Raw genomic sequence first — 23627 nt, forward strand, 5'->3', positions numbered from 1 at the left:
TCGTGCTTCAACTAAAGCCTCTAAAGAATCGACAATGGTTTATTTTAAAAAAGCATGATTTTAAATTTTGTTTTATTAAATAAAGCTTAAGGATTCTATGTATTAAAAGAATCGATATAAATTTTTATTTTATCTTTGATACAATCATCAATTTTAATTTGCAATGCCAAAATACTTAGCGGTAATTTACAATTTGAAAGCTTGACCAAATCTTTTTTTGTAACAAGCAATGAAGTGGCATTTAACCTTTCATATTCTTTTTTTATAGATTCCAAATCAAATCTAGCGTGATCACTTAATGTTATTTTTCCTACTATATTAGATGGTAAAAAAGAATCTAACCTTGAGGGATTTGCTATGGCTGTTACAAGTAGCATTTTTTTAGTTTGATTTTGTATTGTGACTTCTCTTTTATAATCAATTCCTTCTTTTAAAAATAAATCCTTAGGATTCTTATAAAATGGATTTTCTCTATAGATACCACTTGGAATGGTGAATCTAAAATATGGCTTTAATTGTGGCACTAATATAATATTTAGCTTTTTAAAATTAAATCTAAAGCCATCATCTAAAAATACAGCCTTAGCACCTAGTTCTTTTGCTTTTAAGATTCCTAATTTTCTATTTTTACACACTATCACACTTGCGTTTGGAAGACTTAATGCAAGCATATAAGCCTCATCACCACTTGCTTCTTGACTTGCTTGTATATTTCCATTTTGACTTACGACAATAAGCCCTTTGCTCTTCCTTTTATATCCTCTAGATACAATTGCTATATTTTCATATTCCTTTGCTAGTTCTTGCAATACAGGCGTCTTACCGCTACCGCCTGCTACTAGATTCCCAATGCTTATAATTGGGATCTTAAAATCTATATATTTTTGAAATTTTCGCCTTAATGTCGCTGCTATAAAATATAAAATTGATATTGGAAGAAGCAAAATACTTAAAACTATTTGATAAAAGTTAGGATTATAAAAATAACTATCAATAAATCTCATTTAAATCAAACCTTTGCGATTTTTGGCATTTTGCTTTTAAATCTATTATTTTTAATCCTATTTTGAATAGATTCTATAAATTCTCTTTCAAAGCCTTTTTTTAATAGATGTTTTTTACTCAAATTAGAATCTATTTGCACTAATAGCTTATCAATCATCTCGTAGCTATATCCTAAATCATATTCATCGCTTTGACCTTCAAATAAATCTGCTGATGGTTTTTTATCGATGATATATTTTGGGATTCCAATATGTTTTGCAATCTCAAAAATCTCACTCTTATAAATATTTCCAATAGGATTTATTGCACAAGCCATATCTCCATACAATGTGCCATATCCAAGCATTAATTCACTTTTATTACTCGTGCCAATTACAAGTGCATTATGTAAATAAGATTTATCATATAAAATTGCCATACGAATTCTAGCTATAAAATTGCCAATTCTATGCAAATCTTTAGAATCCTCTTTTAAATGTGATATAGAAGCAAAATCATCTTGAAACTTGCCAATATCTATCACTTCATAATAAAGCCCAATTGACTTAGCAAAATTTATTGCATCATCTGTATTTTTTGGATTAGAAAAGGTTGAGGGCATAATAAAAGCTCTTGCTTTCTTTTTAAATACTTTATTGCAAAAATATCCAACAACAGCACTATCAATACCGCCACTAAGCCCAAAAACAATACTATTAAATCCTCTTTTTTTACTCTCTTTTAAAAGAAATTTTTCTATTTTTTCAATCTTTTTTTGCAAAATTTACTCCCAAAAATTACTAGAAATGGCTTTGGCTAGATTCTAATAATATTTTTATTTAATTACACTAATAAATGCCTATCTTTACTATAATAACAAAATGAAAGATTTAATTTTACAATTCTTACCATATATAAAAGGGCATAAATACAAATTCATTGCAGCAATTGGTGCTGGGATTGTTACTGCACTTTGCACAGCATTTATTGCATATCTTGTAAAACCTGTGCTTGATGATGTCTTTAGTGCAAAAAATGCTTTTATGCTAGTTATTTTACCAATAGTTGTAATTATTGCCTATTTTGGCAAAAGCACTGGAATGTATATTCAATCATATTTGATGAATTATATAGGGCTTGATATAGTAAGACAAATAAGAAATGAATTGCTAGAGCATATTTTATCGCTTGAAATTGATTTCTTTAATAAAATGAGAAATGGTGAGCTTATCGCAAGGATCACAAATGATATAGAGGCAGTAAGAAATGCTGTATCAAATTATATTGGTGATTTTGCAAGGGAAAGTGTTACTTTTATCGCACTTATTTTTGTAATTATATATCAAAGCCCAAAAATGGCAATATTTGGAATAATTATCATGGGGCTTTCTATGATTCCAGTAAATATTATCGCTAAAAAAATTAAAAATCGCTCCAAAGCCTCAATGGAGCAAAATTCAGATATTACATCAAAATTAAATGAAATTTTTAATAATGCAGAATTAATAAAAGCAAGTAATAGCGAAAACATAGAAACTAAATATTTCAAAGAAGCAAATTTTAAATTTTTTAGAATCAATATGAAAGTAGTCCAGCAAAATCAATTAGTCAATCCACTTATGGAATTTCTAGGAGCAATAATTATTGCAATCATAATATACATAGGTGGAAATGAAGTAATAAATGATAGAATGACTACAGGGGAGTTTTTTTCATTTATTACAGCACTTTTTATGGCATATACTCCACTAAAAAAACTCACATCAATATATACAGGCGTGCAAGGTGCGGTTGCCGCTGGAAATAGAATAATAGAGATATTACATAGAGAACCAACAATAAAAGATGGAACAAAACTAATAAATAAAAATATAGAATCTATCAAATTTAGTAATGTTAGCTTGTATTATGGTGATATTTTGGCACTACAAAATATAGATATAGATTTTAAATATAATGAAATTGTAGTGCTAAAGGGTAAAAGCGGAAGCGGCAAAAGCTCTATTGTAAATCTCATACTTAGATTATACACTCCAACAAGTGGAAATATTACGATTAATAACACACCAATAAAAGAATACACACAAAAAAGTATATGCGATAATATAGCTATTGTTACGCAAAGAATATTTATATTTAATGATAGTATCGCAGCAAATGTTGCATATGGGCAAGAAGTAGATGAAAATAAAATCATAGATGCACTAAAACAAAGTTTTGCATATGATTTTGTAAAAAAACTACCAGATGGAATCTATACAAAACTAGATGAATATGGTGCAAATTTAAGTGGAGGACAAAGGCAGAGAATTGCAATTGCAAGGGCAATATACAGGAATCCTAAAGTATTAATCTTTGATGAGGCAACAAGTGCGCTTGATAAAAATACCGAAGATTCTATAAAAAATACAATTGAGCTAATTAAAAAAGATAAAATCATAATAATAATAGCTCACAGACCAAGCACAATGGAATTAGCAAATAAAATCATAGAAATAGAAAATGGCAAAATAATAAATAAAATAGCTATTTCCAAGTAGCAAGAAGATTCTTACTACAATAAGAAGAATTTTTAAAATAGAGTGATTTTATGATACTTAAAAAGCCATCAAATGATTTATCAAAATCATCATTAATAATAATAAAATCAAATTTATCAATTGCTTGCATTTCATTGTAAGCAAGGCTTAAACGAGTATCAATACTCTCCATACTATCTAATGCCCTGCTTTTTAGTCGTTGCTCCAATGTCGCCTTATTTGGTGTTGTTATAAATATAGATGTGGCATTTGGATAAAACCCTTTAATGGATTCTTGACCTTGAATATCAACATCAAATAATACTATTTTACCTTCTTTTAGTGCATTATCTACTTGTATTTTCTGAGTGCCATAATAATTATTATGAACCCTAGCCCATTCTAAAAAAAGATTATTTTTGATACCACTTTCAAATTCTTCTTGTGAAATAAAATGATAATGCACTCCATCTATCTCGCCATCTCTTTTAGCTCTTGTTGTAGATGATATAGAAAAATAAATATTATCAACTTGTTTAAATAATCTATCACATAAGCTTGATTTTCCTGCACCGCTTGGACCAGATATAATGATGATATTAGAATCTTTAATCATCACTTTTTTGTTGGAAATGTAATATTAATAGTGATTTGCACACCACTTAAAAGTTCTCTTAGCTTATCAACTGGAAATGATTTTACAATCTCTGTTAAATCAATATTTGCATTACTCATCATATTTTGTGTTACATTATTTGATGATGTATTTGATGCATTATTGTTAGTATTGTCATTCAATTCTTGTGCATTATTTACTTGACTTGGAATGATTTGTTCTTCTATTGGCTCTATAACATTATCTACTGATGGCAAATTATCATCAAAATTAAAATTATCATTTCGATTTGTTTCATCTATTGCCTCACTAAATGCTTCTTGAGTAATAGAATCTAGCCCATTGCTTGCTATTTTTACATCATTTGAATTTAAATTATTACCTAGATTTTGAGTATCTTCTAAAATATTAGTTACTTCATCAATATCATTTTTATTTAATATTTTTGGTTCATCAAAAGCAGGTGTTTCTTCTTGCAATTTCAATAAAGCTTCATCATCAAGATTGTCCCAATCTTCATCGCTTAATTTATTTATATTAAAGTCATCATTGTCAAAGTCATCATTAGTAAAATCGTTATTATTGTTGAAGTCGTCATTGTTAAAATCATTACTTAGATTCTCTTGATAATTATTCTCTAACATATCTTTTTCATCTACTTTAAAATCTTCATCTGCTAGATTTAAATCATCAAAATCATCATCATTAAGGCTATCTAATTCATCAAAACTACTAACATCACTTACTTGATTAGAATCATCTCCAATAGGTTCTTGAGAAATATTTACCTTCATTCTGCCTATTGTTGACGTATCGACCTGATTTTCTTCTATCATAGATGTATCATCTTTTTGGTTGGCATTTTCCTTTTTTACATAGATATCGCCACCAATAATACCTTTTGGTCTATCTTTGTTTTGACTTTTTAAGAATTCATCTTGCATAGCAAATATAGAGCTAAAATCTATCTCATCGCTATTATTAGATGTATAATTTGTATTTGTATTATTTATTTTATTATCAGTAATGATATCTGATAATATGTCATTTTGCTTATTAAAATTATTATTTGAAATATTGCTATTTATGCTTACATTACTTGTATTTTTAGAATCTTTAAGCTCTATAGTATCAAGATTATTATTTGAGTTATTATTCATATCCAGATCATTATCATAAGTAAATTTTATTTCATCGTTATCGTTTAAATTGTTATTTCTTATCATCGTCTCTTCACTATTTTGTGGATTTAAAGCTGGTATATTGCTATCTTTCATACCAGACAAAAATTCATCATCATTATCATCAAATTCTGATAAATCTATATTATTTATATTTACATTTACATTCATATTAGAGTTATCCATTTCATCTAATAAGTCTATATTTTTTATCTTATTATCAAGATTTTTATTAGCATCAAAAGTTAGGTTATTATCTGATTCAAAAGATGAAAAATTCATATCACTACGTTTTTCTTGTTTTAAAACCTCATAGATATCTGTTGGTAAAAATGGTTTTCTAATATAATTATCAAAACCAGCAATCATCGTGGAATCTTTAGAGATAATAAGGCAGAATTTTGTGTCTATCATTTTACTTTTGATATCTTCAAAATTTCCTGTATTTAATACCCCATCATCAATAAAGATACAACCATAATCTTCTTGAATAGATATCTCATTAAGAGAATTAATAAAATCAAGAGAGATATTAGCTTTTCTTGCAGCAATACTAAAAATCTTTTTAACTGCGGCGTTTGTATTAACAAGTAAAAACTTCATTTACGCTCCAAAGTAGCTATTTAAAACTATGTGCTATTACAAATATTAAAATTTATAGATTGAAAATTATACTAAAAATTACAATATTATTAATATAATTTGATGATTATAAAAAATTATCATACAAAAGAGTAGTGATTTTATGAAATTTCTTTTTATTTTTATTATATTCCCATATTTTGTATTTGCAGATTCTATGTATTTTATGCCTTATGATTCCAAACAAGCTATAAATGCTATCATCAAAGAAATAAAGCAAGCAAAAAATGAAGTAAATATTGCAATATATAATTTTACAAATAGAGAAATAAGTAAGGCAATTCGAGATAGTGCAAAAAAAGGTGTGAAATTTAATATCATTTATGATTATAAAAGTAATATTAATAGTGATATTACAACAATAGGATATTTAGCAAAACTAAAAAATATATATACTTGCACCCTAAAAGGCAATTTATCCGATAATAAAAAATATTTTGGCATTATGCATAACAAGCTTGCAATCATTGATAAAAAGACAATCATATTTGGCTCTGCAAATTGGTCTAAAAGTGCATTTGATATAAATTATGAAATGTTATTGATAAGTCAAAATAAAGATTATATCAATCAAGCATCAAAATATTTTGATAAAATGCTTAGTGAATGCGAAAAATACTAGTAATTAGACAATAATACATAATTAATATTTTTTGCATTTTATGCATTTTCATTATAGAATACGATAGAAACTTTAATATTGTAAGGATTTTAATATGGCAATGCCTAGTGTTCCAGAATTATTGATTATATTAGCAATTGTTGTTTTATTATTTGGTGCAAAAAAAATACCAGATTTAGCAAAGGGCTTAGGAAGCGGAATTAAAAACTTTAAAAAAGCTGTAAAAGATGATGATGAAGTAGAAAACACCACACAAAATAATACAAATACGATGGCTACAAAAGAAGTAGAAAACAACCAAAACACAACACAAAACAAAACAACCCCACAAGAAACAGAAGATATAAAAAAAGTATAAAGAAGTATGTATAAGCATATAAAACAGCTATTAGATTCAAATATAAATGAAGATGTTATCTTAGAGATTCCCAAAAATCCCAAAATGGGACACTTCTCTACTCCAATAGCATTGATATTAGCAAAAAAGTTAAATAAGAATCCAAATGAAGTAGCACAAGATATCAAAAAGAACTTAGAATCTAAATTTGAATTTAAAGCTATAAATGTAGTAAATGGCTTTATAAATATTGAATTAAGCGATGAATTTCTATCAAAAATCGCACAAGAAACACTAGCAAATCCAAATGATTTTGCAAAAAATAATCATAATAAAAAAATATTATTAGAATTTGTAAGTGCAAATCCAACTGGTCCTCTTCATATAGGGCATGCAAGAGGTGCTATCTTTGGCGATGCTTTGGCTAGAGTTGGGGAGCATTTGGGATATAACATAAAAAGAGAATATTATATAAATGATGCTGGCAGCCAAATAGATATGCTTGGAAATTCTATATTGTTAGCGGGCAGGGAGATTCTAGGATTTGATGTAGAATATCCAGATGAGTTTTATCGTGGAGAATACATAAAAGATATAGCAAAAGAAATGCTAGATTCTCTTGGGAAACAAGTATTTATCGATTGTGATATAAAAACTATTGCAAAATTTGGCATGGAAGCAACACTATTGCTCATAAAATCAACGCTAAATAATGCAAAAATATCATTTGATTATTTTGTAAGTGAAAAATCATTGATTAATGAATTAGCAAATGTATTAGAAAAACTAGAAAAAAACAACGCGATATATAAGCAAGATTCTAAAATATGGCTAAAATCAAATCTAAAAGGTGATGAAAAAGATAGAGTTATTATTAGAGAAAGTGGTGAGCCTACTTATCTAGCAGGTGATATTATCTATCATAATAATAAATTTGAAAGGCAATATGATAAATATATAAATATCTGGGGGGCAGACCATCATGGATATATAGCAAGAATCAAAGCTAGTATAGATTTTTTAGGATATGATAGCTCAAAACTTGATGTAATACTATCTCAAATGGTAAGCCTATTAAAAGGTGGAAAACCTTATAAAATGAGCAAAAGAGCTGGGAATTTTATATTAATGCAAGATGTGATAGATGATATAGGAATTGATGCTCTTAGATTTGTTTTTTTAAGTAAAAAAGCAGATACTCATTTAGAATTTGATGTTGATATATTAAAAAGTGAGGATTCTAATAATCCAATTTATTATATAAACTATGCAAATGCCAGAATCCACACGATTTTACAAAAAAGCAATGCTAGTATTTCTTATGATTTTAGCAAGCTAGATTCTATGTGGAAAGATTTGTTAATCCAAGCATTGTTATTACAAAGAGTATTAGAAAATACATTTGATGAATATGCTATGCAAAAACTGCCTGAGTATTTAAAAAATTTAGCCTCAAAGCTTCATTTTTGTTACAATACATCAAAGATTTTAAATACTCCAAATGAATGCAGCATACTTTGTGTCTTAAAAGTTGTATCTTTGTCGATTACAACAGGACTAAATTTGATGGGTATCAAAGCAAAAACAAAAATGTAATAACAAGGTAAAAATGAATAAAAAAATAGATATAGCAGTAATTGGTGGTGGAGTTTGGGGAAGGGCGCTTGCTTTTTGTTTTAGTCAAAAAAATAATGTAGGTATAGTTTCAAGAAGAGAATTGAAATTTTTAAATACCTATTATTCTCACAGAGTAATACAAATTGACTTAAAAAATGCCTTAAAATGCAAATACATAGTAATAGCAATAAAAAGCCAAGCTATGCGAGAATGGCTTGCTAATGTAAAATTTCATAAAGATTCTGTAGTTATTATTGCATCAAAAGGAATTGAAGCAGATAGCGGTGCTTTTATGAGTGATATTTTTAATGAATATTTTCCAAATCTAAAAACTGGATATTTGATGGGTCCATCATTCTCAAAAGAAGTATTAGAGAGCATGCCTTGTGCATTGAATATACACACAAAATACGATATAAAAAGCATAGCAGATATCTTTCCTAATTTTATGAAAATATATTTTAATGATGATGTTATCGGTGGTGAAATAGCTGGTGCTTATAAAAATATCATTGCTATTGCAAGCGGTATTAGTGATGGATTAAATCTAGGGAATAATGCAAAAGCTTCTATGCTTGCAAGAGGATTGGTTGAGATGTGTAGATTTGGTATGCATTTTGGTGCAAAAGAATCTACATTTCTTGGATTAAGTGGAGCTGGAGATTTATTTTTGACTGCAAATTCGCAATTATCTCGTAATTATCGCGTAGGTATTGCACTAGCTAGTGGAAAATCTCTAAAAAATACATTAAATGAACTAGGGGAAATAGCAGAGGGTGTAGTAAGCACTCAAGCTGTCGTGGATCTAGCAATAAAACACGATATATATATACCAATAGCATATCAAGTATATCAAGTATTACAAGGCAAATCAGCAATAAATAGCGTAAAAGATCTTATTGGGACTAATTTTGAAAACTAAGATAAATCTTTTAGTTTATTTTTTCCCTCTCCATTTGTCAGAATCTTTAATAAGCCATAAAACACTGCTTGATAATAATATTTCATCACAAGCCTAAAAGGACGCCTGTATCTAGTGATCAAAACTTCTTTTTTTGGTATATTATGATGTAATTTTTCATCATTAACAATATTTTTTGATAGAGAATAAAGCATGGAATAATCATAAAGAACTCGCCTTCGTGCTTCTAACAAAGCATCAAAATTAGCTTCATAAAAATCAGAATCTAATACATTCTCAATCAAATTTAGAGAATCTTGCAAATTATAAATATCAATTTTTATAAATGAATTTTTAGGAAAATACTCTTCTACATTTTTTGCACCAAAATAAATTGGTATGCTATATCCAAGATATGAATCCATTATTTTTTCACTAATGTAATCATTTTGTGAATTATTTTCTATGGCTATGGTGTATTTATATGGCAAGATTCCATCTTTTTTCTCTTTTAGCTCAAATTCTGTTTTATTACCAAAAAAATCTATCCTCTTGCCTATCTTTGTTTTTTTTAGTGCAGTTACAAATTTCATTCTATCTAAATGCCCATAAAATGCCTTTTTGTCAAAGCTAGCAATACAAGATATTTCTTTTGTTTTTCTTATTGGAGGTATTTTACACAAAGTATCAAAAGGCACATTTCCAAAGCAAAAATAAAGTGCTGGGTGATGTTTTATAAAAGTAGTATTATTTTTGATAAAAGTTTTTGGATTATCTTTTATTAAATTTTTATCTTTAAATAATTCATCATTAAAAGCAAAAACAATATCACAAAATAAATAATAATCAGTGCTAATTGCCCATTCATTTTTAAAAGGAATGGCATATTTTTTAGATTTTCTTATATATGGTTCTTGCTGCAGAGCAAATACCCTCTTTGCTTTTACTTTTACATCTCTAGGAGATTTATTTATCACTACAATATAATCACACTCTATATACCCCCCCCCGCTATCATTAGAATCTAATGATATAAACTCTAAAGTATAATCGCCAATCTTGATTTTTGAATCATTATTTGGCGATAGAATCTTAATCATACTCTCCAAACTTCTATAATCACTCAAAACTCCAACTTCTAGATTCAAAAAAGCTCCTAAAAAATAATTGTTATAATAGCAGATTGATTTTATATAAAGGTAAATGTGATGAAAGTTAAAAATGCAATAAAAACTAAAATCCAAAATATATTTGGATTAAATAAACTAGAAAATAATCTAAGAGATATAAAAGCAATAAATATCATAAGTCAATTGAAATTTGATGGTAGTTTGCAAGATGAATGGCTTCTAGCTAGTTTTCCAACAATTAGAGGTGGAATAAAATCTACAAATAAAATAGAGAATCTAAAAACATATTTAAATCTTCTAAAACCGGTGCAATGGGGGGGGGCTGCAAAGAGTTGGTGGAAAAAATGATGGTGGATACATTCAAGCAATATCACTTCCAGAAAACAATGCTATTGCAATATCATTAGGAGTATCCCCATATTCACCTTGGGATTTGGATATGGCAAATATGGGATACAAAGTCTTGCAATATGATGGGAGTATATATAAAGCTCCATATAATCACCCAAATATAAAGTTTTTTAAAAAATTTGTTGGAACAAAAGATTCTAATAACACAATAACACTTCAAACAATCATCAAGCAAAATAACATCAATATAAACTCACATAATATATTGCAAGTTGATATTGAAGATAATGAATGGGATATGCTAGAAAATATAGATTTAAAAGAGGTGTCAAAATACTTCACTCAAATATTATTTGAATTTCATAACTGCAATGTAGAAGATGACAAATTATCACAAAGACGATTTAAAATATTAGAAAAGATAAATAAATATTTCACGCCGATACATACGCATTTTAATAATCATGGAATGATATTTTATAGCAAAGGCTTATTTTTAAGTGATACTATCGAAGTCTCATATATGAATAATAAAGCAATAGAATCCTTTGAATACAAAAGTGGATTTGGAAGTATTGTAGGCTTAGATTCTCCAAATTCTACAAATTATCCAGAGATTCCAGTAATATTTCCAAATTAACCTAGAATCTTTGTGCGATAAATCCTCGCACAAATGATGAATAATCTTTATAAAAATAAATATCATCATAATTTTTCAAATAATCTTTTAAGCATTCTTGGTTATATCCTATTTCACAACACAAATATTTTGCATCAAGATTGATTATATCTAGCAATATTTCATAGCCCTTCTCGCCTCCAAAAAGAGCGGTTTTTGGCTCAAAATGTAGATTTGGTGGAATCTTATAAGAGTTTTTAATATATGGCGGATTTGACACAATAAAATCATTTTTTGTTCTATTTATTCCATCAAGTAAATTCGTGCAAACTAATGAGATTCTACTATTTAGTGAAGAATCTAAAATGCTTTTTAGCTTGATATTTTTTCTTGCAACCTCTAAGGCTTTATCATATTTATCAATAGCTATAATCTCTAAATCCTTATGCATAAGCCCTAAGATGATGCTAATCACACCGCTACCTACACCTATTTCAAAAATCTTTTTGATATTATTTTTTACAATCATTTTTGATGTATAATCAATAAGCAATTCAGTTTCTGGACGCGGGATCAACGCACCTTCATCTATATAAAAATATTGCGAATAAAAGCTAACTTTGTTTGTTATATATTCTATTGGATAATTATTATTTAGTTTATCAATATATTGCAATAATAATTCAAAATCACTATTACCAATCTCAAAATCACTATTTGAATGCAAAAAAACTCTATCTTTTTTAAGAATATGACAGAGCAATATCTCGCATTCTAGTAACTTTCTAGTGCTATTATTTTTTTGCTTTGCTATATTTAGAGCATCTTTTATTTTCATTGAAATTTATAATTTAATGCCTTTAATCTATCAAGTAATGGCGGATGAGACATATAAAAAAATACATAGATTCTATGTGAATAAGGAAATGCTTTATTTTCATTGATAAGTTTTACAAGAGCATTGCCTAAATCAGTTTTATTTGTTAGATTTGAGCCAAATTCATCTGCTTTATATTCTGCAATCCTACTAAAATAATTGATAATAGGTAAAAAATAAAATGAAATCAAAGATGAAATAAGTATCAAAACACATAATACACTCGAAGAAGTTTTTTGGAATCCATCAAAAGCAAAGCTAGGCAAATTACCTGCAATAAAAAATAAGCTAAAAAGCACAACTGCCATAATTCCTATATTTTTGATTAAATCCTTATGCTTGAAATGGGCTAATTCATGCCCTAAAATCGCAAGAAGTTCATTTTGTGTCACTTTTGATAATAATGTATCAAATAACACTACTCTTTTGCTTTTTCCAAGTCCGCCAAAATATGCATTTAACCTACTATCTCTTTTACTTGCATCCATTATAAAGATTCCATTTGCTCTAAAACCAACGCTATCCATCATATTTATAATTTTTGATTCTAAATCTTTATTTTCAAGTGGGCTAAATTTGTTAAAAAGTGGAGCAATAATAGTTGGATAAATTAAATTTATAAAAACCACTATTAAAAATACCAAAACAAACCCAAAAATCCACCAATTAGAATAATTATTAATCAAATAAATCAAAGCATAAGATAATATTGAAGCAAAAATAATAAGCAATACAAATGATTTAATAGTATCAATGATATATAGTTTTATTGTAGTTTTACTAAAACCAAAGATTCTATCAATCATTAAAGTTTTATGTGCATTAAGTGGTAAAGTAAGTATTGAATTTATAATCAAAAATGACACGACAAAAATCACATCATTTAAAATTCCATTGCTATAAACTCCACATATTTCTTGGAGCATATAAAACCCAAAATTAATCCAAAATACAAATAAAATCGCACTAAAAATACTCTCAAATATATGAAAATATTGAGTAGTGATTGCATAATTTTTTGCAATATTAAAATCTTTAGAATCTAAGATAACAACCTTATTGCTCATCTTTATATGTCTAATTTGAAATATTGCTATCAAGCAAACAGGTATGGTATAAAATATAATAAATATTGCACTAATTAACATAAAATTACCTTATTATAATTGTTGTTTTTTGATTGCTTTTTTATGGATAACAAATAAAAATATAATTGCAATAAAAAATGTAATTATAGACAATATTTGCCCCATTGAAATTCCATAAAAATATCCTATTTGAAAATCTGCTTCTCTAAAAAACTCTACAAAGAATCTAGCAATAGAATAAAGCAATAAATACAAGCCTATTAATTCACCTTGATATTTAAGTTTTCGTCTAATAGTAAATAAAATTACAAATATACATAATCCCTCTAAAAATGCTTCATATAATTGACTTGCATGGACGAGTTTGCCATTTACTAAAATTCCAATAAAAAGATCAGTTTGCCTGCCTACTAATTCCTGATTTAAAAAATTACCAATTCTGCCTAAAATATATCCAAGGGGCAATGCAATAGCAACAGAATCCATCAAAAGCAACATTGACTTTTTATATCGCTTTGCATACAAAAATGCTCCAGCAATAAATCCAAAAACAGCACCATGGTAGCTCATACCACTAATTCCTACAAATTTTCCATTGACAAATGGATTAAATATCTCCCAAGGGCGAAGTAAATAATATGAAGTGTTTGTATCATATATCAAGATATATCCTATCCTTGCACCCAAAATAATGCCAATTTCAACATAAATAAAAAACATTTCTAATTCATTATTTTTAATAGGATATTTATCTTTATTGATAAAATATTTTATAGCACTAAAAGCTACAATCAAAGCTAATGCATAGCAGATTCCATACCAATATATATTTATTCCAAAAATATTGATTGCAACCCTATCTATATGGCTATATATCATATTCCAGTTATTCATATTCTTTTATCTTTATATCAAAAAAATTATCAAAATCTATGCTATGTAGGAAATTATAAAGTTTTGCATTGCTTACGATGATATCTATATTTCTTTTATCAATATCTTTTAATTTTAATATATATCCTAAAATATAGGAGCTAATAGAATTTGAATTTACAAAATAAAATACCAATCCTAAATCACTAGCAATTTTTGATTTTATAATATTTTTCATATCCAAATACTCTGTATAGTCATTCATAACACCAATTATTAGAATCTCAGCCTTATTTTCTATTAATCTTGTAGATATTTCCAAAAGCTTCCCTCATCACTGCAAAATTCATAATCAAACAAAGATATTTTATAGCTATGCAACATCAATCTTGCAAATGGCACTCTCCCATAAATATTATCACCTAAAATCGGGTGATTTATAGAATCCAAATGAAGTCTTATTTGATGTGTGCGACCAGTTTTTATCACAACCTTTAATAAAGTATTTTTATTTATTAATTTAAGCGGAGTTATATTTGTTATTGCTTTTTTGCCTAATTTATCATCAATTTTACTTTTTGCATAATTTCCTTTTGTTGTTAAAATTGCTCTATCAATTACTAAATCTTGCGGAATAATTCCTTTTGCTAAAGCAAGATACTCTTTATATACCAATTCATTTTTAAATTCATTTATTACTTTATCTTTAAAATCATCATCTCTTGTGAGCAAAATAACACCACTTGTATGCTTATCAAGCCGATTAAGCAACTTATAATTACTAAATTTTTTCTCCAAATCATAAGAGTCAAAAAATGGTGGCTTGCTAACTGCAAGTATGAATTTATCCTCAAAAAGCACCTTTGGTTTTTCTATTGATAATATTTTTAGTGGTGTTTTTGGAGAAATCAAATCACTTGCTCGAATCTTTTTACCACTGCTAAAAACAAGTCCTAAATCAAGCATTTCTTTTGCTTTTCTATTAGAAATATTTTCTCTTAATGATAATATTTTATATGCTTTATCCATTTACCAGCTCATAATCTAATTTAATCCAATATATACTAGCAATTTTTCTAATTTATCACTTTGATTTTTAATAAAACTATTTTTTAGAGTCTGCAAGGATTCTAAAGTAGATTTTAGCTCATCGCCTTGCACTAATTTATAATTTTCTATCAAATCAAATAATGTATATTGATTAAAAATATAAACTCCAGAAATTAGTTTTACATTGAAAAATGCACATTCAAGAGGATTATGTCCTCCAACTTTAATAAAACTACCACCAAGTATAACAACATTTGATACATTATAAATATTGATTAATTCACCAAGTTTATCTATCAAAATGATATCATAGCTATAATCCAATCCAATTTCACTAAATTTTCCACATTTAATATTATATTTTTTTAGTAAATCCCATACTTCATCAAATCTTTCTGGATGTCTTGGGGCAATAACCAATCTATGCTTTTTAGAATCTAAAAAAATATCTATATAATTTTTTAGTATCAATTCTTCTTCACCTCTATGCGTGCTTGCTGCAAAAATTAGCTCACCATCGAATCTATCAAAATTTTTAGAGACACTAAATTTATTTAATGCTTTTATATTTCCAAATATTTCAATATTTTTTGCACCAAGGCACTCTAGCCTACTTTTATCAACCTCACTTTGACATAAAACTATATCAATGTATTTAAAAATTTGCTTGTAAAAAAAAGAGATTTTTTTGTATTTTGGAAATGATTTTGATGAGATTCTGGCATTTAGCAAAATCGTATTTGCACCTCTTTTTTTAGCACAAAAAAATAATGCAAACCAAAGCTCTGCTTCTAAAACTATTAGCTTTTTTAGATTCTTTGGCATCAAAAATGGTAAAAAAATCTCAAATGGCAAGAATCTAACTTCTATATTTTCATTATCACAAAAAAGTTCTATTGCCCTTTTGTATCCTGTATTTGTTATCGTTGAGATGATAATTTTATCTTTTAGATATGGTTTTAAGAATTCAAGTGAGTTAATCTCCCCAAGTGAACAAGCATGAATCCAAATACAGCCTTCAAATCTAGTATTTTTTAAAAAAAATCTACTAGGTATAGAATCTTTATATTTTGGTTTTAAAAGTGCAAAAAGTATTAAAAGAGGGAGAAATAATAAATACAATACACCACAAAAAATAAAATAAATCGTGGCAAACACAAAAACCCTATTGTGCTATGTATAAGATTCTGCCGCAATGTGGGCAAGTAATAATATCATCTGATTTCAAAAGCTCGCTATAAACCATATCATTTATTCTTATATAACATCCACTGCAAGCCTGTTTTTTAACTACCACAATACTAGTATCTTTAGCCCATTTTCGTATTTTCTCATAGAAAATTAAAACTTTATTATCAATATTTTTTGCAATTTTTTCTTTATTATCAAATACTTTTTTTAGTTCAGCTTTGACTTTTGCAGTCTTTTTTTGCACATCTTCTTTGCTTACTTCTATCTCTTTTTCTAATTCTTGTATTCTATTTTGTATTTCTTCTTCTTTTTCTACAAAACTTTCTAATTCTTTGTGTATATGTGCTATTTGTTCATTTGCATATGCGATTTTTTCTTTTGCAAGTCCATTTTCTGCATCAAGTGCTCTTATTTCTTGTTCACTTTTAACACTTGCCATTTTTTTATCAATTTGCTCGATTTTTTCGCTATTTTCTTGAATAATTAATTCATTTGCTGAAATATCCACTTTTGCTCTTTTTGCACTATTTTGCAAAGATTCTAGCTCATCTTTAGTTTTTGCTTGAAGTTTAATTTTATCATTTAATTCATTTTCAATATCTGTTATTTGCGGTTCTAGCTGTGATGCTTCTTTGTCAATCTCTGCTAATGCAATTAAATTTTGCAAATCTTTATTCATTTTTGTTCCTTAATTTATCTTAATACTAAATGGATTCTCTAAATCAAAGATTATAGCATTATAGGAAATATCTTTCAAATAAGGAGAGAGAATCTCCCCAAAAAAACATTCTGTTTGATAATGATTTGCATCGATGATTGAGATTCCAAGACTTTTAAATTTCATGACATCATGATATTTCACATCGCCAGTAATCACGCAATCAATGCTATATTCTTTATAAATAGATTCTATCTGACTTATTCCAGAGCCACATACGACAGCAATTTTTTGGATAATATCTTTGCATTTGCTATATCTAATAGGATAATCAAATTTTTTTAGCAAAGTATCAAATTCAAATTTATCATCTACAATGCAAGCAATTTCTGCCATAGAATAATTATTAAATCCTAGAATCTTTTCTACAAAATATTTATTTAGGTGCGTGATATCAAAATTTGTATGCATTGCGATTAGTGAAATATTCTTTTTTATTAGAATCTCAATTATATTGCTTGGATAATCTAAAAAATCAAGTTTATTTAATGCTTTGAAAATAAGTGGGTGATGAGAGATGATAAGAGAATCTTGTTTTGCACTTAATGCTAATTCTTTTGTGACTTCAAGTGTTAAATAAATATCTTTTATATCAGATTCCATATTTCCTATTAAAAGACCGCTATTATCCCAACTTTCCTGTAAGGAAAATGGAGAGATAGAATCTAAATATTTATAAATTTCTTTTAGCTTTAACATTTATGCAATCTCTCCAATCTATCATTTTCCTGTTCTTTATACATTATCGAACAAGCCTTTGCAAGCTCTCGAATCTTTAAAATATAATTTTGTCTTTGTGCTACAGAGATGGCTTTTCTAGCGTCCAATACATTAAAAAAATGTGAGCACATCATCGTGCAATCATATGCTGGAAGTGGTAAATTTGCTTTTAGCGATACTTTTGCTTCATTGCTCATCATATCAAAGAGTGAAAAAAGCATATTTGTATTTGCTATTTCAAAATTATATTTTGAAAATTCCCATTCACTCTCTAAATGCACATCAGCATAGCTAACGACTTTAGAATTTGCATTTGAAAATTCTATATCAAAGATGGATTCTACACCTTGAATATACATAGCAAGTCTCTCTACACCATAAGTAATCTCAATAGGCACAGGAAAGCAAGATACTCCACCTACTTGTTGAAAATATGTAAATTGTGTTACTTCCATACCATCAAGCCACACTTCCCACCCAAGCCCCCAAGCACCAAGTGTAGGGGATTCCCAATTATCTTCTATAAATCTAACATCATGCTTATTTGTATCAATGCCAATAGCCCTTAGGCTTTCTAAATATAAGTCTTGAATATTAGAAGGACTTGGTTTTATTAATACTTGAAATTGATAATAACTGCCAAGTCTATTTGGATTTTGTGCATACCTGCCATCTGTTGGTCTTCTTGAAGGTGCTACATAAGCCACACTCCAAGAAGTAGAATCTAAACTTCTAAGCAATGTAGCTGGATGAAATGTCCCTGCACCTGCTGGAATATCATAAGGCTGCAAAAGAAGGCATCCTTGTTTTTTCCAAAATTCTTGCAGGTTCAATAAAATATCACAAAAACTAAGCACTTTTATCCTCCATATCTTTAGGAATTAGTATATTACAAACATTGTTTATTTTATTTAGAATCTTATAACCATCTGGAAGATTATCACTTAAAAATTCGCAATCTATAATCATAGGCTTGTTTTCTTTTAAATACTGATTAAATTTATCATCAATATCTAGAAATACACTCTTACGATTAAATGTCCCATAATAATAAGGAAATTTATGAGCAATATCAACTTTTGGACCACTAAATAATAAAAATAAATAATTATTGATATCAACAAGCTCTCCATTAAATATTATCTTTGTATCTGGATTCTTGCGATGATAGTCTTCTATAGAATACAATAAATCATTTAGATGCAGTGCATATTCATCTTTGAATGCCATATTTTTGTATGGTGAATTAGGAGGCATTTTTTGATAATTGGCTTTAGTATGAAATATATTTTCATAATTCACAATAATTCTATCTACAAATTGAGTAATTTTAGAATGATTTATAGATAAAAATACCACTGCTATAAATATCGTTGAAATTAGTTTGATATTTTTATGATAAAAACACAAACGCAAGGCATCGATAAAAAGCCAGATTCCAAGTCCAAATTGGACTCTCATTCTAGCATCTTCATTTATTGGATAATTAAATACAATAGTAGATAAAACTACAAGCGAAGTAGCAAATCTTATAATATCTTCATTTGATACACTAGAATCTAATCCAAATCGTATTCTTAAAGGTTGATATAAAAAATACAAACAAGGAATAATTATAATAAACCAATATGATAAATATTTCATAGAATATCCATGCCAATCCATGCCATCTATAGTATAGTTAAATATAGAATTTGCTATGCTAGATATATTATTTTCATACCCAATAGCAGGCTGTGCCATATCTACAAGTGTCCCAAAACTAGTATATAAAATCTCTAATCCCTCAAATCCATTTCTAATAACAATAAAAATAAAAAATAAAAAATTTGCTATCAAAAATGATGAGATGATAAATTTAAGCATCATTTTTTTATCACAATCTTTTATCTGCTTTGTATAAAACAAAATCAAAGGCAATGCTAAAAATACGAAGCTAATAACTATCCCTTGTTGTCGCATATATGGCAACATAAACACAATAATTCCAACGATAATAAGGCTTATTTTTTTATATAAAGTTTTATCAAGCTTAAAATAAAGTGCAAAAAAGTAGATTCCAATAGCCACAAAAAGCATAATCACATCATTAAACCAAGGATTATCTTTACCTGTGTGGCTTAGCAAAATAGTAAGAATGGCTAATTTTGCAAATATACTTGGCATAATGAGCCTCGCACATTTATAAATAAAAATCATTGTTATAAATACGATGATTCCATCGCTTATACCAAGGCTAACTTGACTAACACCAAAAAATTTAAAAAAGATTCCAATAACAATTGGAATAAAAACAGAATGTGGTGAATAAAAATCAATTCCAGGAAGTATGCCCTCTTTTGCCATTCCACCAAGATATGAAAAAAATGCTAAATGATGATCGTGATTGTCTTCATATAAAAAAATACTACCAGCTATATAAAAATTAATCAAAAGAGCACAAAATATAGCTATCCAAAAAATTAAATTAAAAATTATATAAATAGATACTTTTATGCCATCTTTTGTTTTTAACAAATGAATGAAATCCACCAAATATAACCTTATAAATTTGAATAAATGAAATGTTTATTGTAGCTAAAAAGCGTTATATTTAAATTTTAAGATATTTTAAAATTATTTTTAAGTAGATTTTGTCATTTAGACTTTTTATAAAAGGGGAAGTATGAAAATAATCGAATTTAATGGAAAAACACCAAATATACACAAAAGTGTAAAAATTTTTGATAATGCAATGATAATAGGTGATGTTGAAATTGGTGAAGATTCTAGCGTGTGGTTTGGAAGTATCATAAGAGGTGATTTAAATAAAATAAAAATAGGAGATAGGACAAATATACAAGATTTAGTAATCATACATACATATCAACCAGATGATGGTATGTTCCCAAATGGTCTTGGTGTAAATGTAGGAAATGATGTAACAATAGGACATAGAGTTACTTTGCACGCGTGCAAAATAGGAAATAGATGTTTAATTGGAATGGGTTCTGTGATACTTGATAATGCAGAAGTTGGAGATGATTGTTTTATCACTGCAAGCAGTTTATTGCCAAAAAACAAAAAATACCCGCCTAGATCACTAATCTCTGGGAATCCCGCAAAAGTCGTTCGCCAACTTAGAGAAGAAGAAATTTTAAATATTAAAAAAGAAGCCGCATTGTATGTAAATTTAAAAAATCAATATAAATGATCTAAATATTTTTATACAAGGGTGAGATTCTAGATTCTACAGAATCTCACCCTTGTATCATTTAACACAAGATAAAATAATTTTTCAATCTATAGATTTCTACGAGATGAAAAGTCTATTACAATTACTAAAATCACAGAATCCTAAAAAATCATTACATGCAAAGTTTTAAGGCTTTTATTTAAATATTCATATCTTTTTTGATTAAAATAGTAAAATCACTCTTCTGCTTATTATGAAACAATTTTATTAAAGTAAAAAATAAGGATTTATAAAATGAAAGAAAATTTAGCCTTTGAAAGCTTGCTAATACATGCAGGCAAAACAACTGATAGCCTCACAGGAGCAGTAAATCGCCCTATATATCAAACATCAACTTTTAAGCAAAAAGCACTAGGAGAACATTTAGGCTATGAATATTCACGCACCAAAAATCCTACAAGAGAAGGAGTAGAAAGCCTCATAACTGCTCTTGAGGGAGCAAAATTTGGCTTTGCTTTTGCATCGGGTATGGCTGCACTTGCAACTACTTTGTCACTTTTTAAAAGTGGTGATGAGATTATTATCTTAAGTAATGTTTATGGAGGCACTTTTAGACTCATAGATAAGGTATTTTCAAATTTTAATATCATTTATAGAATCTTTGAAGAAAAGGATATAAGCAAACTTGAGGATTTTATAAGCAATAAAACCAAAGCTATACTTTATGAAACTCCAGCTAATCCGCTTTTGAATGTAGTAAGTATAGAGCAAATTTCAAGCATAGCTAAGAAAAAAGGTATTTTAAGCATAGTGGATAACACTTTTATGAGTCCCTACTTGCAGAATCCTTTAAAATTTGGTGCTGATATAGTAGTGCATTCTGCGACTAAATATCTTGGTGGGCATAGTGATTTAGTAGCTGGACTTGTGGTATGTAATGATGAATTGCTTGGCGAGAGACTTGGCTTTTTACAAAACTCAATAGGAGCCGTGCTTGCACCAAATGATAGCTTTTTGCTTATAAGGGGTATTAAAACCTTAGCACTTCGCATGCAAAGACATAGTGAAAATACTCTTTTCTTAGCAGAGTTTCTAAGCAAGCATGAGGCAGTATCAAAAGTGTATTATCCAGGATTAAAAAGTGATGAAAACTATACTTTGCACAATAAACAGGCAAAAAGTGGGGGCGGAATGCTAAGTTTTGTGCTTAAAAAGAATTATGATTATAAAACTTTTTTTAAAAGCACAAATATTATTACCTTAGCTGAGAGCTTAGGAGGAGTTGAGAGCTTGCTTTGCCATCCAGCTTCTATGACACATGCAAGTATTCCAAGAGAAATTCGGCTAAAAATGGGTATAGAAGATGAGCTTATAAGACTTTCTGTAGGTATAGAGGATAAAGAAGATTTAAAAGCTGATTTAAATGAAGCTATACAAAGGGCTAAACTTTGATATACCAAAGTATAAGTGAATTTGTAGGTGATACGCCTCTTTTAAAGTTAAATAAAATAGAAATTCCAAATAACAATTCTATCTATGCTAAATGTGAGTTTAAAAATCCAGCAGGAGGCATAAAAGATCGCTTTGCTTTTTTTGCTTTTAAAAAACTTTTTAAAGCAGGCAAGATAAATAAAAATAGCATTATAGTAGAGGCAAGTGCTGGCAATACAGGACTTGGTGTAGCCTTGGCAGCCATTGAATATGGTATAGAGGCTATTATATTTGTGCCTGAAAAATTTAGCCTTGAGAAACAAATTTTAATGCGAGCTTTAGGTGCAAAAGTCATACTCACTCCCAAAGATGAGGGTATGCAAGGAGCAAATTTAAGAGCAAAAGAGTTTTTAGAAAAAACACCAAATGCATTTAGTTTAGAGCAATTTAGCAACAAAGACAATCCGAGAGCTCATTATGAGCTTACTGCAAAAGAGATTTATGCAGATTTAGGTAAAAAAATTGATTATTTTATTTGTGGGGCTGGCACAGGTGGGACTTTTAGTGGAGTGGCTTCTTTTTTAAAAGAGCATATCAAAGATGTAAAATGTGTGCTTTGTGATCCAAAAGGCTCTATAATAGGTGGTGGAGAAAAAGGTGAGTCTCATATAGAAGGTATTGGTAATGATTTTATACCAAAAAATATGGATTTAAGCCTTATTGATAAAGTGATTAAAATAGATGATAAAGAAGCATATATCGGACTTAGAATACTAGCAAAAAAAGAAGGAATCTTAGCTGGTATTAGTTCAGGAGCTTGTCTTAGTGCTGCCTTAAAACTATCTGAAAATATAGAAAATAGAAATATAGTTATCATTTTAGCTGATAGCTTACAAAATTATCTAAGTAAGAACCTCATTTAAGGCTTACAAAATAAATCTTTATATACTTAATACCAGCTATGTATGAGAATTTATTGTTCTTA

The 23627-nt window shown here is 28.1% G+C and carries 25 protein-coding genes; 10 read left to right on the top strand and 15 right to left on the bottom strand.

The features are described from left to right. Positions 1–95: 95 nt before the first annotated feature. Together CQA42_RS03515 and CQA42_RS03520 are read right to left on the bottom strand one after the other, a co-directional pair. Positions 96–1004, bottom strand: a complete 909-nt coding sequence (locus CQA42_RS03515) for a tetraacyldisaccharide 4'-kinase (RefSeq protein WP_115583314.1) — start codon at positions 1002–1004, stop codon at positions 96–98. 5 nt (positions 1005–1009) lie between these two features. Next, complete coding sequence (locus CQA42_RS03520) at positions 1010–1765, bottom strand: NAD+ synthase (protein WP_258865552.1); 756 nt, start codon at positions 1763–1765, stop codon at positions 1010–1012. 100 nt (positions 1766–1865) lie between these two features. On the opposite strand from CQA42_RS03520, the gene CQA42_RS03525 reads away from it, so the two are divergent. Further along, positions 1866–3524: an ABC transporter ATP-binding protein gene (locus CQA42_RS03525; RefSeq protein WP_115583316.1), complete on the top strand. Its 1659-nt coding sequence runs from the start codon at positions 1866–1868 to the stop codon at positions 3522–3524. Here the strand turns inward: CQA42_RS03525 and gmk are convergent. Together gmk and CQA42_RS03535 are read right to left on the bottom strand one after the other, a co-directional pair. Then, positions 3511–4119 carry a guanylate kinase gene (gene gmk / locus CQA42_RS03530; RefSeq protein ID WP_115583317.1) on the bottom strand — a complete coding sequence of 203 codons (609 nt, stop codon included), beginning with the start codon at positions 4117–4119 and terminating at the stop codon, positions 3511–3513. The two genes, CQA42_RS03525 and gmk, sit on opposite strands and share 14 nt — an antisense overlap. Next, positions 4119–5903 (bottom strand): hypothetical protein, encoded by a 1785-nt coding sequence (locus CQA42_RS03535; protein WP_115583318.1) that lies wholly within the window; start codon positions 5901–5903, stop codon positions 4119–4121. Before CQA42_RS03535 ends, gmk begins: the two co-directional genes overlap by 1 nt. Positions 5904–6045: 142 nt before the next feature. Between CQA42_RS03535 and CQA42_RS03540 the strand changes: the two genes are divergently transcribed. The 4 genes from CQA42_RS03540 to CQA42_RS03555 all read left to right on the top strand — a co-directional run bounded on the left by CQA42_RS03540 (position 6046) and on the right by CQA42_RS03555 (position 9440). After that, positions 6046–6564: a phospholipase D-like domain-containing protein gene (locus tag CQA42_RS03540; protein WP_115583319.1), complete on the top strand. Its 519-nt coding sequence runs from the start codon at positions 6046–6048 to the stop codon at positions 6562–6564. A gap of 94 nt (positions 6565–6658) precedes the next feature. Further along, positions 6659–6922 (top strand): twin-arginine translocase TatA/TatE family subunit, encoded by a 264-nt coding sequence (locus CQA42_RS03545; RefSeq protein WP_115583320.1) that lies wholly within the window; start codon positions 6659–6661, stop codon positions 6920–6922. Positions 6923–6928: 6 nt separating this feature from the next. After that, positions 6929–8497, top strand: a complete 1569-nt coding sequence (gene argS, locus CQA42_RS03550) for an arginine--tRNA ligase (RefSeq protein WP_115583321.1) — start codon at positions 6929–6931, stop codon at positions 8495–8497. A gap of 25 nt (positions 8498–8522) precedes the next feature. Further along, positions 8523–9440, top strand: a complete 918-nt coding sequence (locus CQA42_RS03555; protein ID WP_115583527.1) for an NAD(P)H-dependent glycerol-3-phosphate dehydrogenase — start codon at positions 8523–8525, stop codon at positions 9438–9440. Here the strand turns inward: CQA42_RS03555 and CQA42_RS03560 are convergent. Further along, positions 9437–10567, bottom strand: coding sequence for a glycosyltransferase family 10 domain-containing protein (locus tag CQA42_RS03560; protein ID WP_115583322.1), 1131 nt, complete (start codon positions 10565–10567; stop codon positions 9437–9439). The genes CQA42_RS03555 and CQA42_RS03560 overlap by 4 nt on opposite strands. Positions 10568–10627: 60 nt before the next feature. Here CQA42_RS03560 and CQA42_RS03565 point away from each other — a divergent pair, with 60 nt between their 5' ends. Together CQA42_RS03565 and CQA42_RS03570 are read left to right on the top strand one after the other, a co-directional pair. Then, complete coding sequence (locus CQA42_RS03565; RefSeq protein WP_115583323.1) at positions 10628–10897, top strand: hypothetical protein; 270 nt, start codon at positions 10628–10630, stop codon at positions 10895–10897. Positions 10898–10988: 91 nt separating this feature from the next. Continuing rightward, the gene (locus CQA42_RS03570) at positions 10989–11540 is read left to right on the top strand and encodes an FkbM family methyltransferase (protein ID WP_115583324.1); all 552 of its coding nucleotides are present in this window, start codon (positions 10989–10991) and stop codon (positions 11538–11540) included. 1 nt (position 11541) lies between these two features. On the opposite strand, the gene CQA42_RS03575 is transcribed toward CQA42_RS03570, so the two are convergent. From CQA42_RS03575 to CQA42_RS03620, 10 genes are read right to left on the bottom strand one after another with little or no spacing between them, the layout of a single operon-like run. After that, the gene (locus CQA42_RS03575; RefSeq protein WP_115583325.1) at positions 11542–12357 is read right to left on the bottom strand and encodes a HemK/PrmC family methyltransferase; all 816 of its coding nucleotides are present in this window, start codon (positions 12355–12357) and stop codon (positions 11542–11544) included. Beyond that, positions 12354–13544 carry a M48 family metallopeptidase gene (locus CQA42_RS03580; RefSeq protein ID WP_115583326.1) on the bottom strand — a complete coding sequence of 397 codons (1191 nt, stop codon included), beginning with the start codon at positions 13542–13544 and terminating at the stop codon, positions 12354–12356. Before CQA42_RS03580 ends, CQA42_RS03575 begins: the two co-directional genes overlap by 4 nt. Before the next feature lie 12 nt (positions 13545–13556). Further along, positions 13557–14378 carry a prolipoprotein diacylglyceryl transferase gene (gene lgt, locus CQA42_RS03585; RefSeq protein WP_115583327.1) on the bottom strand — a complete coding sequence of 274 codons (822 nt, stop codon included), beginning with the start codon at positions 14376–14378 and terminating at the stop codon, positions 13557–13559. Beyond that, complete coding sequence (locus CQA42_RS03590) at positions 14371–14679, bottom strand: hypothetical protein (protein ID WP_115583328.1); 309 nt, start codon at positions 14677–14679, stop codon at positions 14371–14373. Before CQA42_RS03590 ends, lgt begins: the two co-directional genes overlap by 8 nt. After that, positions 14658–15386: an RNA pseudouridine synthase gene (locus CQA42_RS03595; protein ID WP_115583329.1), complete on the bottom strand. Its 729-nt coding sequence runs from the start codon at positions 15384–15386 to the stop codon at positions 14658–14660. The genes CQA42_RS03590 and CQA42_RS03595 overlap by 22 nt, the downstream gene beginning before the upstream one ends. Positions 15387–15401: 15 nt before the next feature. Further along, positions 15402–16565 carry a lipid IV(A) 3-deoxy-D-manno-octulosonic acid transferase gene (gene waaA / locus CQA42_RS03600; protein WP_115583330.1) on the bottom strand — a complete coding sequence of 388 codons (1164 nt, stop codon included), beginning with the start codon at positions 16563–16565 and terminating at the stop codon, positions 15402–15404. Between the two features lie 7 nt (positions 16566–16572). After that, positions 16573–17277: a zinc ribbon domain-containing protein gene (locus CQA42_RS03605; RefSeq protein WP_115583331.1), complete on the bottom strand. Its 705-nt coding sequence runs from the start codon at positions 17275–17277 to the stop codon at positions 16573–16575. Between the two features lie 9 nt (positions 17278–17286). Further along, positions 17287–18015, bottom strand: a complete 729-nt coding sequence (locus tag CQA42_RS03610; RefSeq protein ID WP_115583332.1) for a Nif3-like dinuclear metal center hexameric protein — start codon at positions 18013–18015, stop codon at positions 17287–17289. Continuing rightward, the gene (gene glyQ, locus CQA42_RS03615; RefSeq protein ID WP_115583333.1) at positions 18009–18893 is read right to left on the bottom strand and encodes a glycine--tRNA ligase subunit alpha; all 885 of its coding nucleotides are present in this window, start codon (positions 18891–18893) and stop codon (positions 18009–18011) included. The genes CQA42_RS03610 and glyQ overlap by 7 nt, the downstream gene beginning before the upstream one ends. After that, positions 18886–20568: a hypothetical protein gene (locus CQA42_RS03620; protein ID WP_115583334.1), complete on the bottom strand. Its 1683-nt coding sequence runs from the start codon at positions 20566–20568 to the stop codon at positions 18886–18888. The genes glyQ and CQA42_RS03620 overlap by 8 nt, the downstream gene beginning before the upstream one ends. 133 nt (positions 20569–20701) lie before the next feature. Here CQA42_RS03620 and CQA42_RS03625 point away from each other — a divergent pair, with 133 nt between their 5' ends. The 3 genes from CQA42_RS03625 (at position 20702) to CQA42_RS03635 (ending at position 23565) form a co-directional block, all read left to right on the top strand. Further along, entirely contained in the window at positions 20702–21229 is a 528-nt protein-coding gene (locus tag CQA42_RS03625) for a gamma carbonic anhydrase family protein (protein ID WP_115583335.1), read from the top strand. A 276-nt stretch (positions 21230–21505) separates the two neighbouring features. Further along, entirely contained in the window at positions 21506–22663 is a 1158-nt protein-coding gene (locus CQA42_RS03630; protein WP_115583336.1) for a PLP-dependent aspartate aminotransferase family protein, read from the top strand. Further along, on the top strand, positions 22660–23565 hold the full coding sequence (locus CQA42_RS03635) for a PLP-dependent cysteine synthase family protein (protein WP_115583337.1): 906 nt from the start codon (positions 22660–22662) through the stop codon (positions 23563–23565). The genes CQA42_RS03630 and CQA42_RS03635 overlap by 4 nt, the downstream gene beginning before the upstream one ends. Positions 23566–23627 lie beyond the last annotated feature (62 nt).

The sequence above is a fragment of the Helicobacter sp. MIT 99-5507 genome (assembly GCF_003364295.1).
Classification (GTDB): Bacteria; Campylobacterota; Campylobacteria; order Campylobacterales; family Helicobacteraceae; genus NHYM01.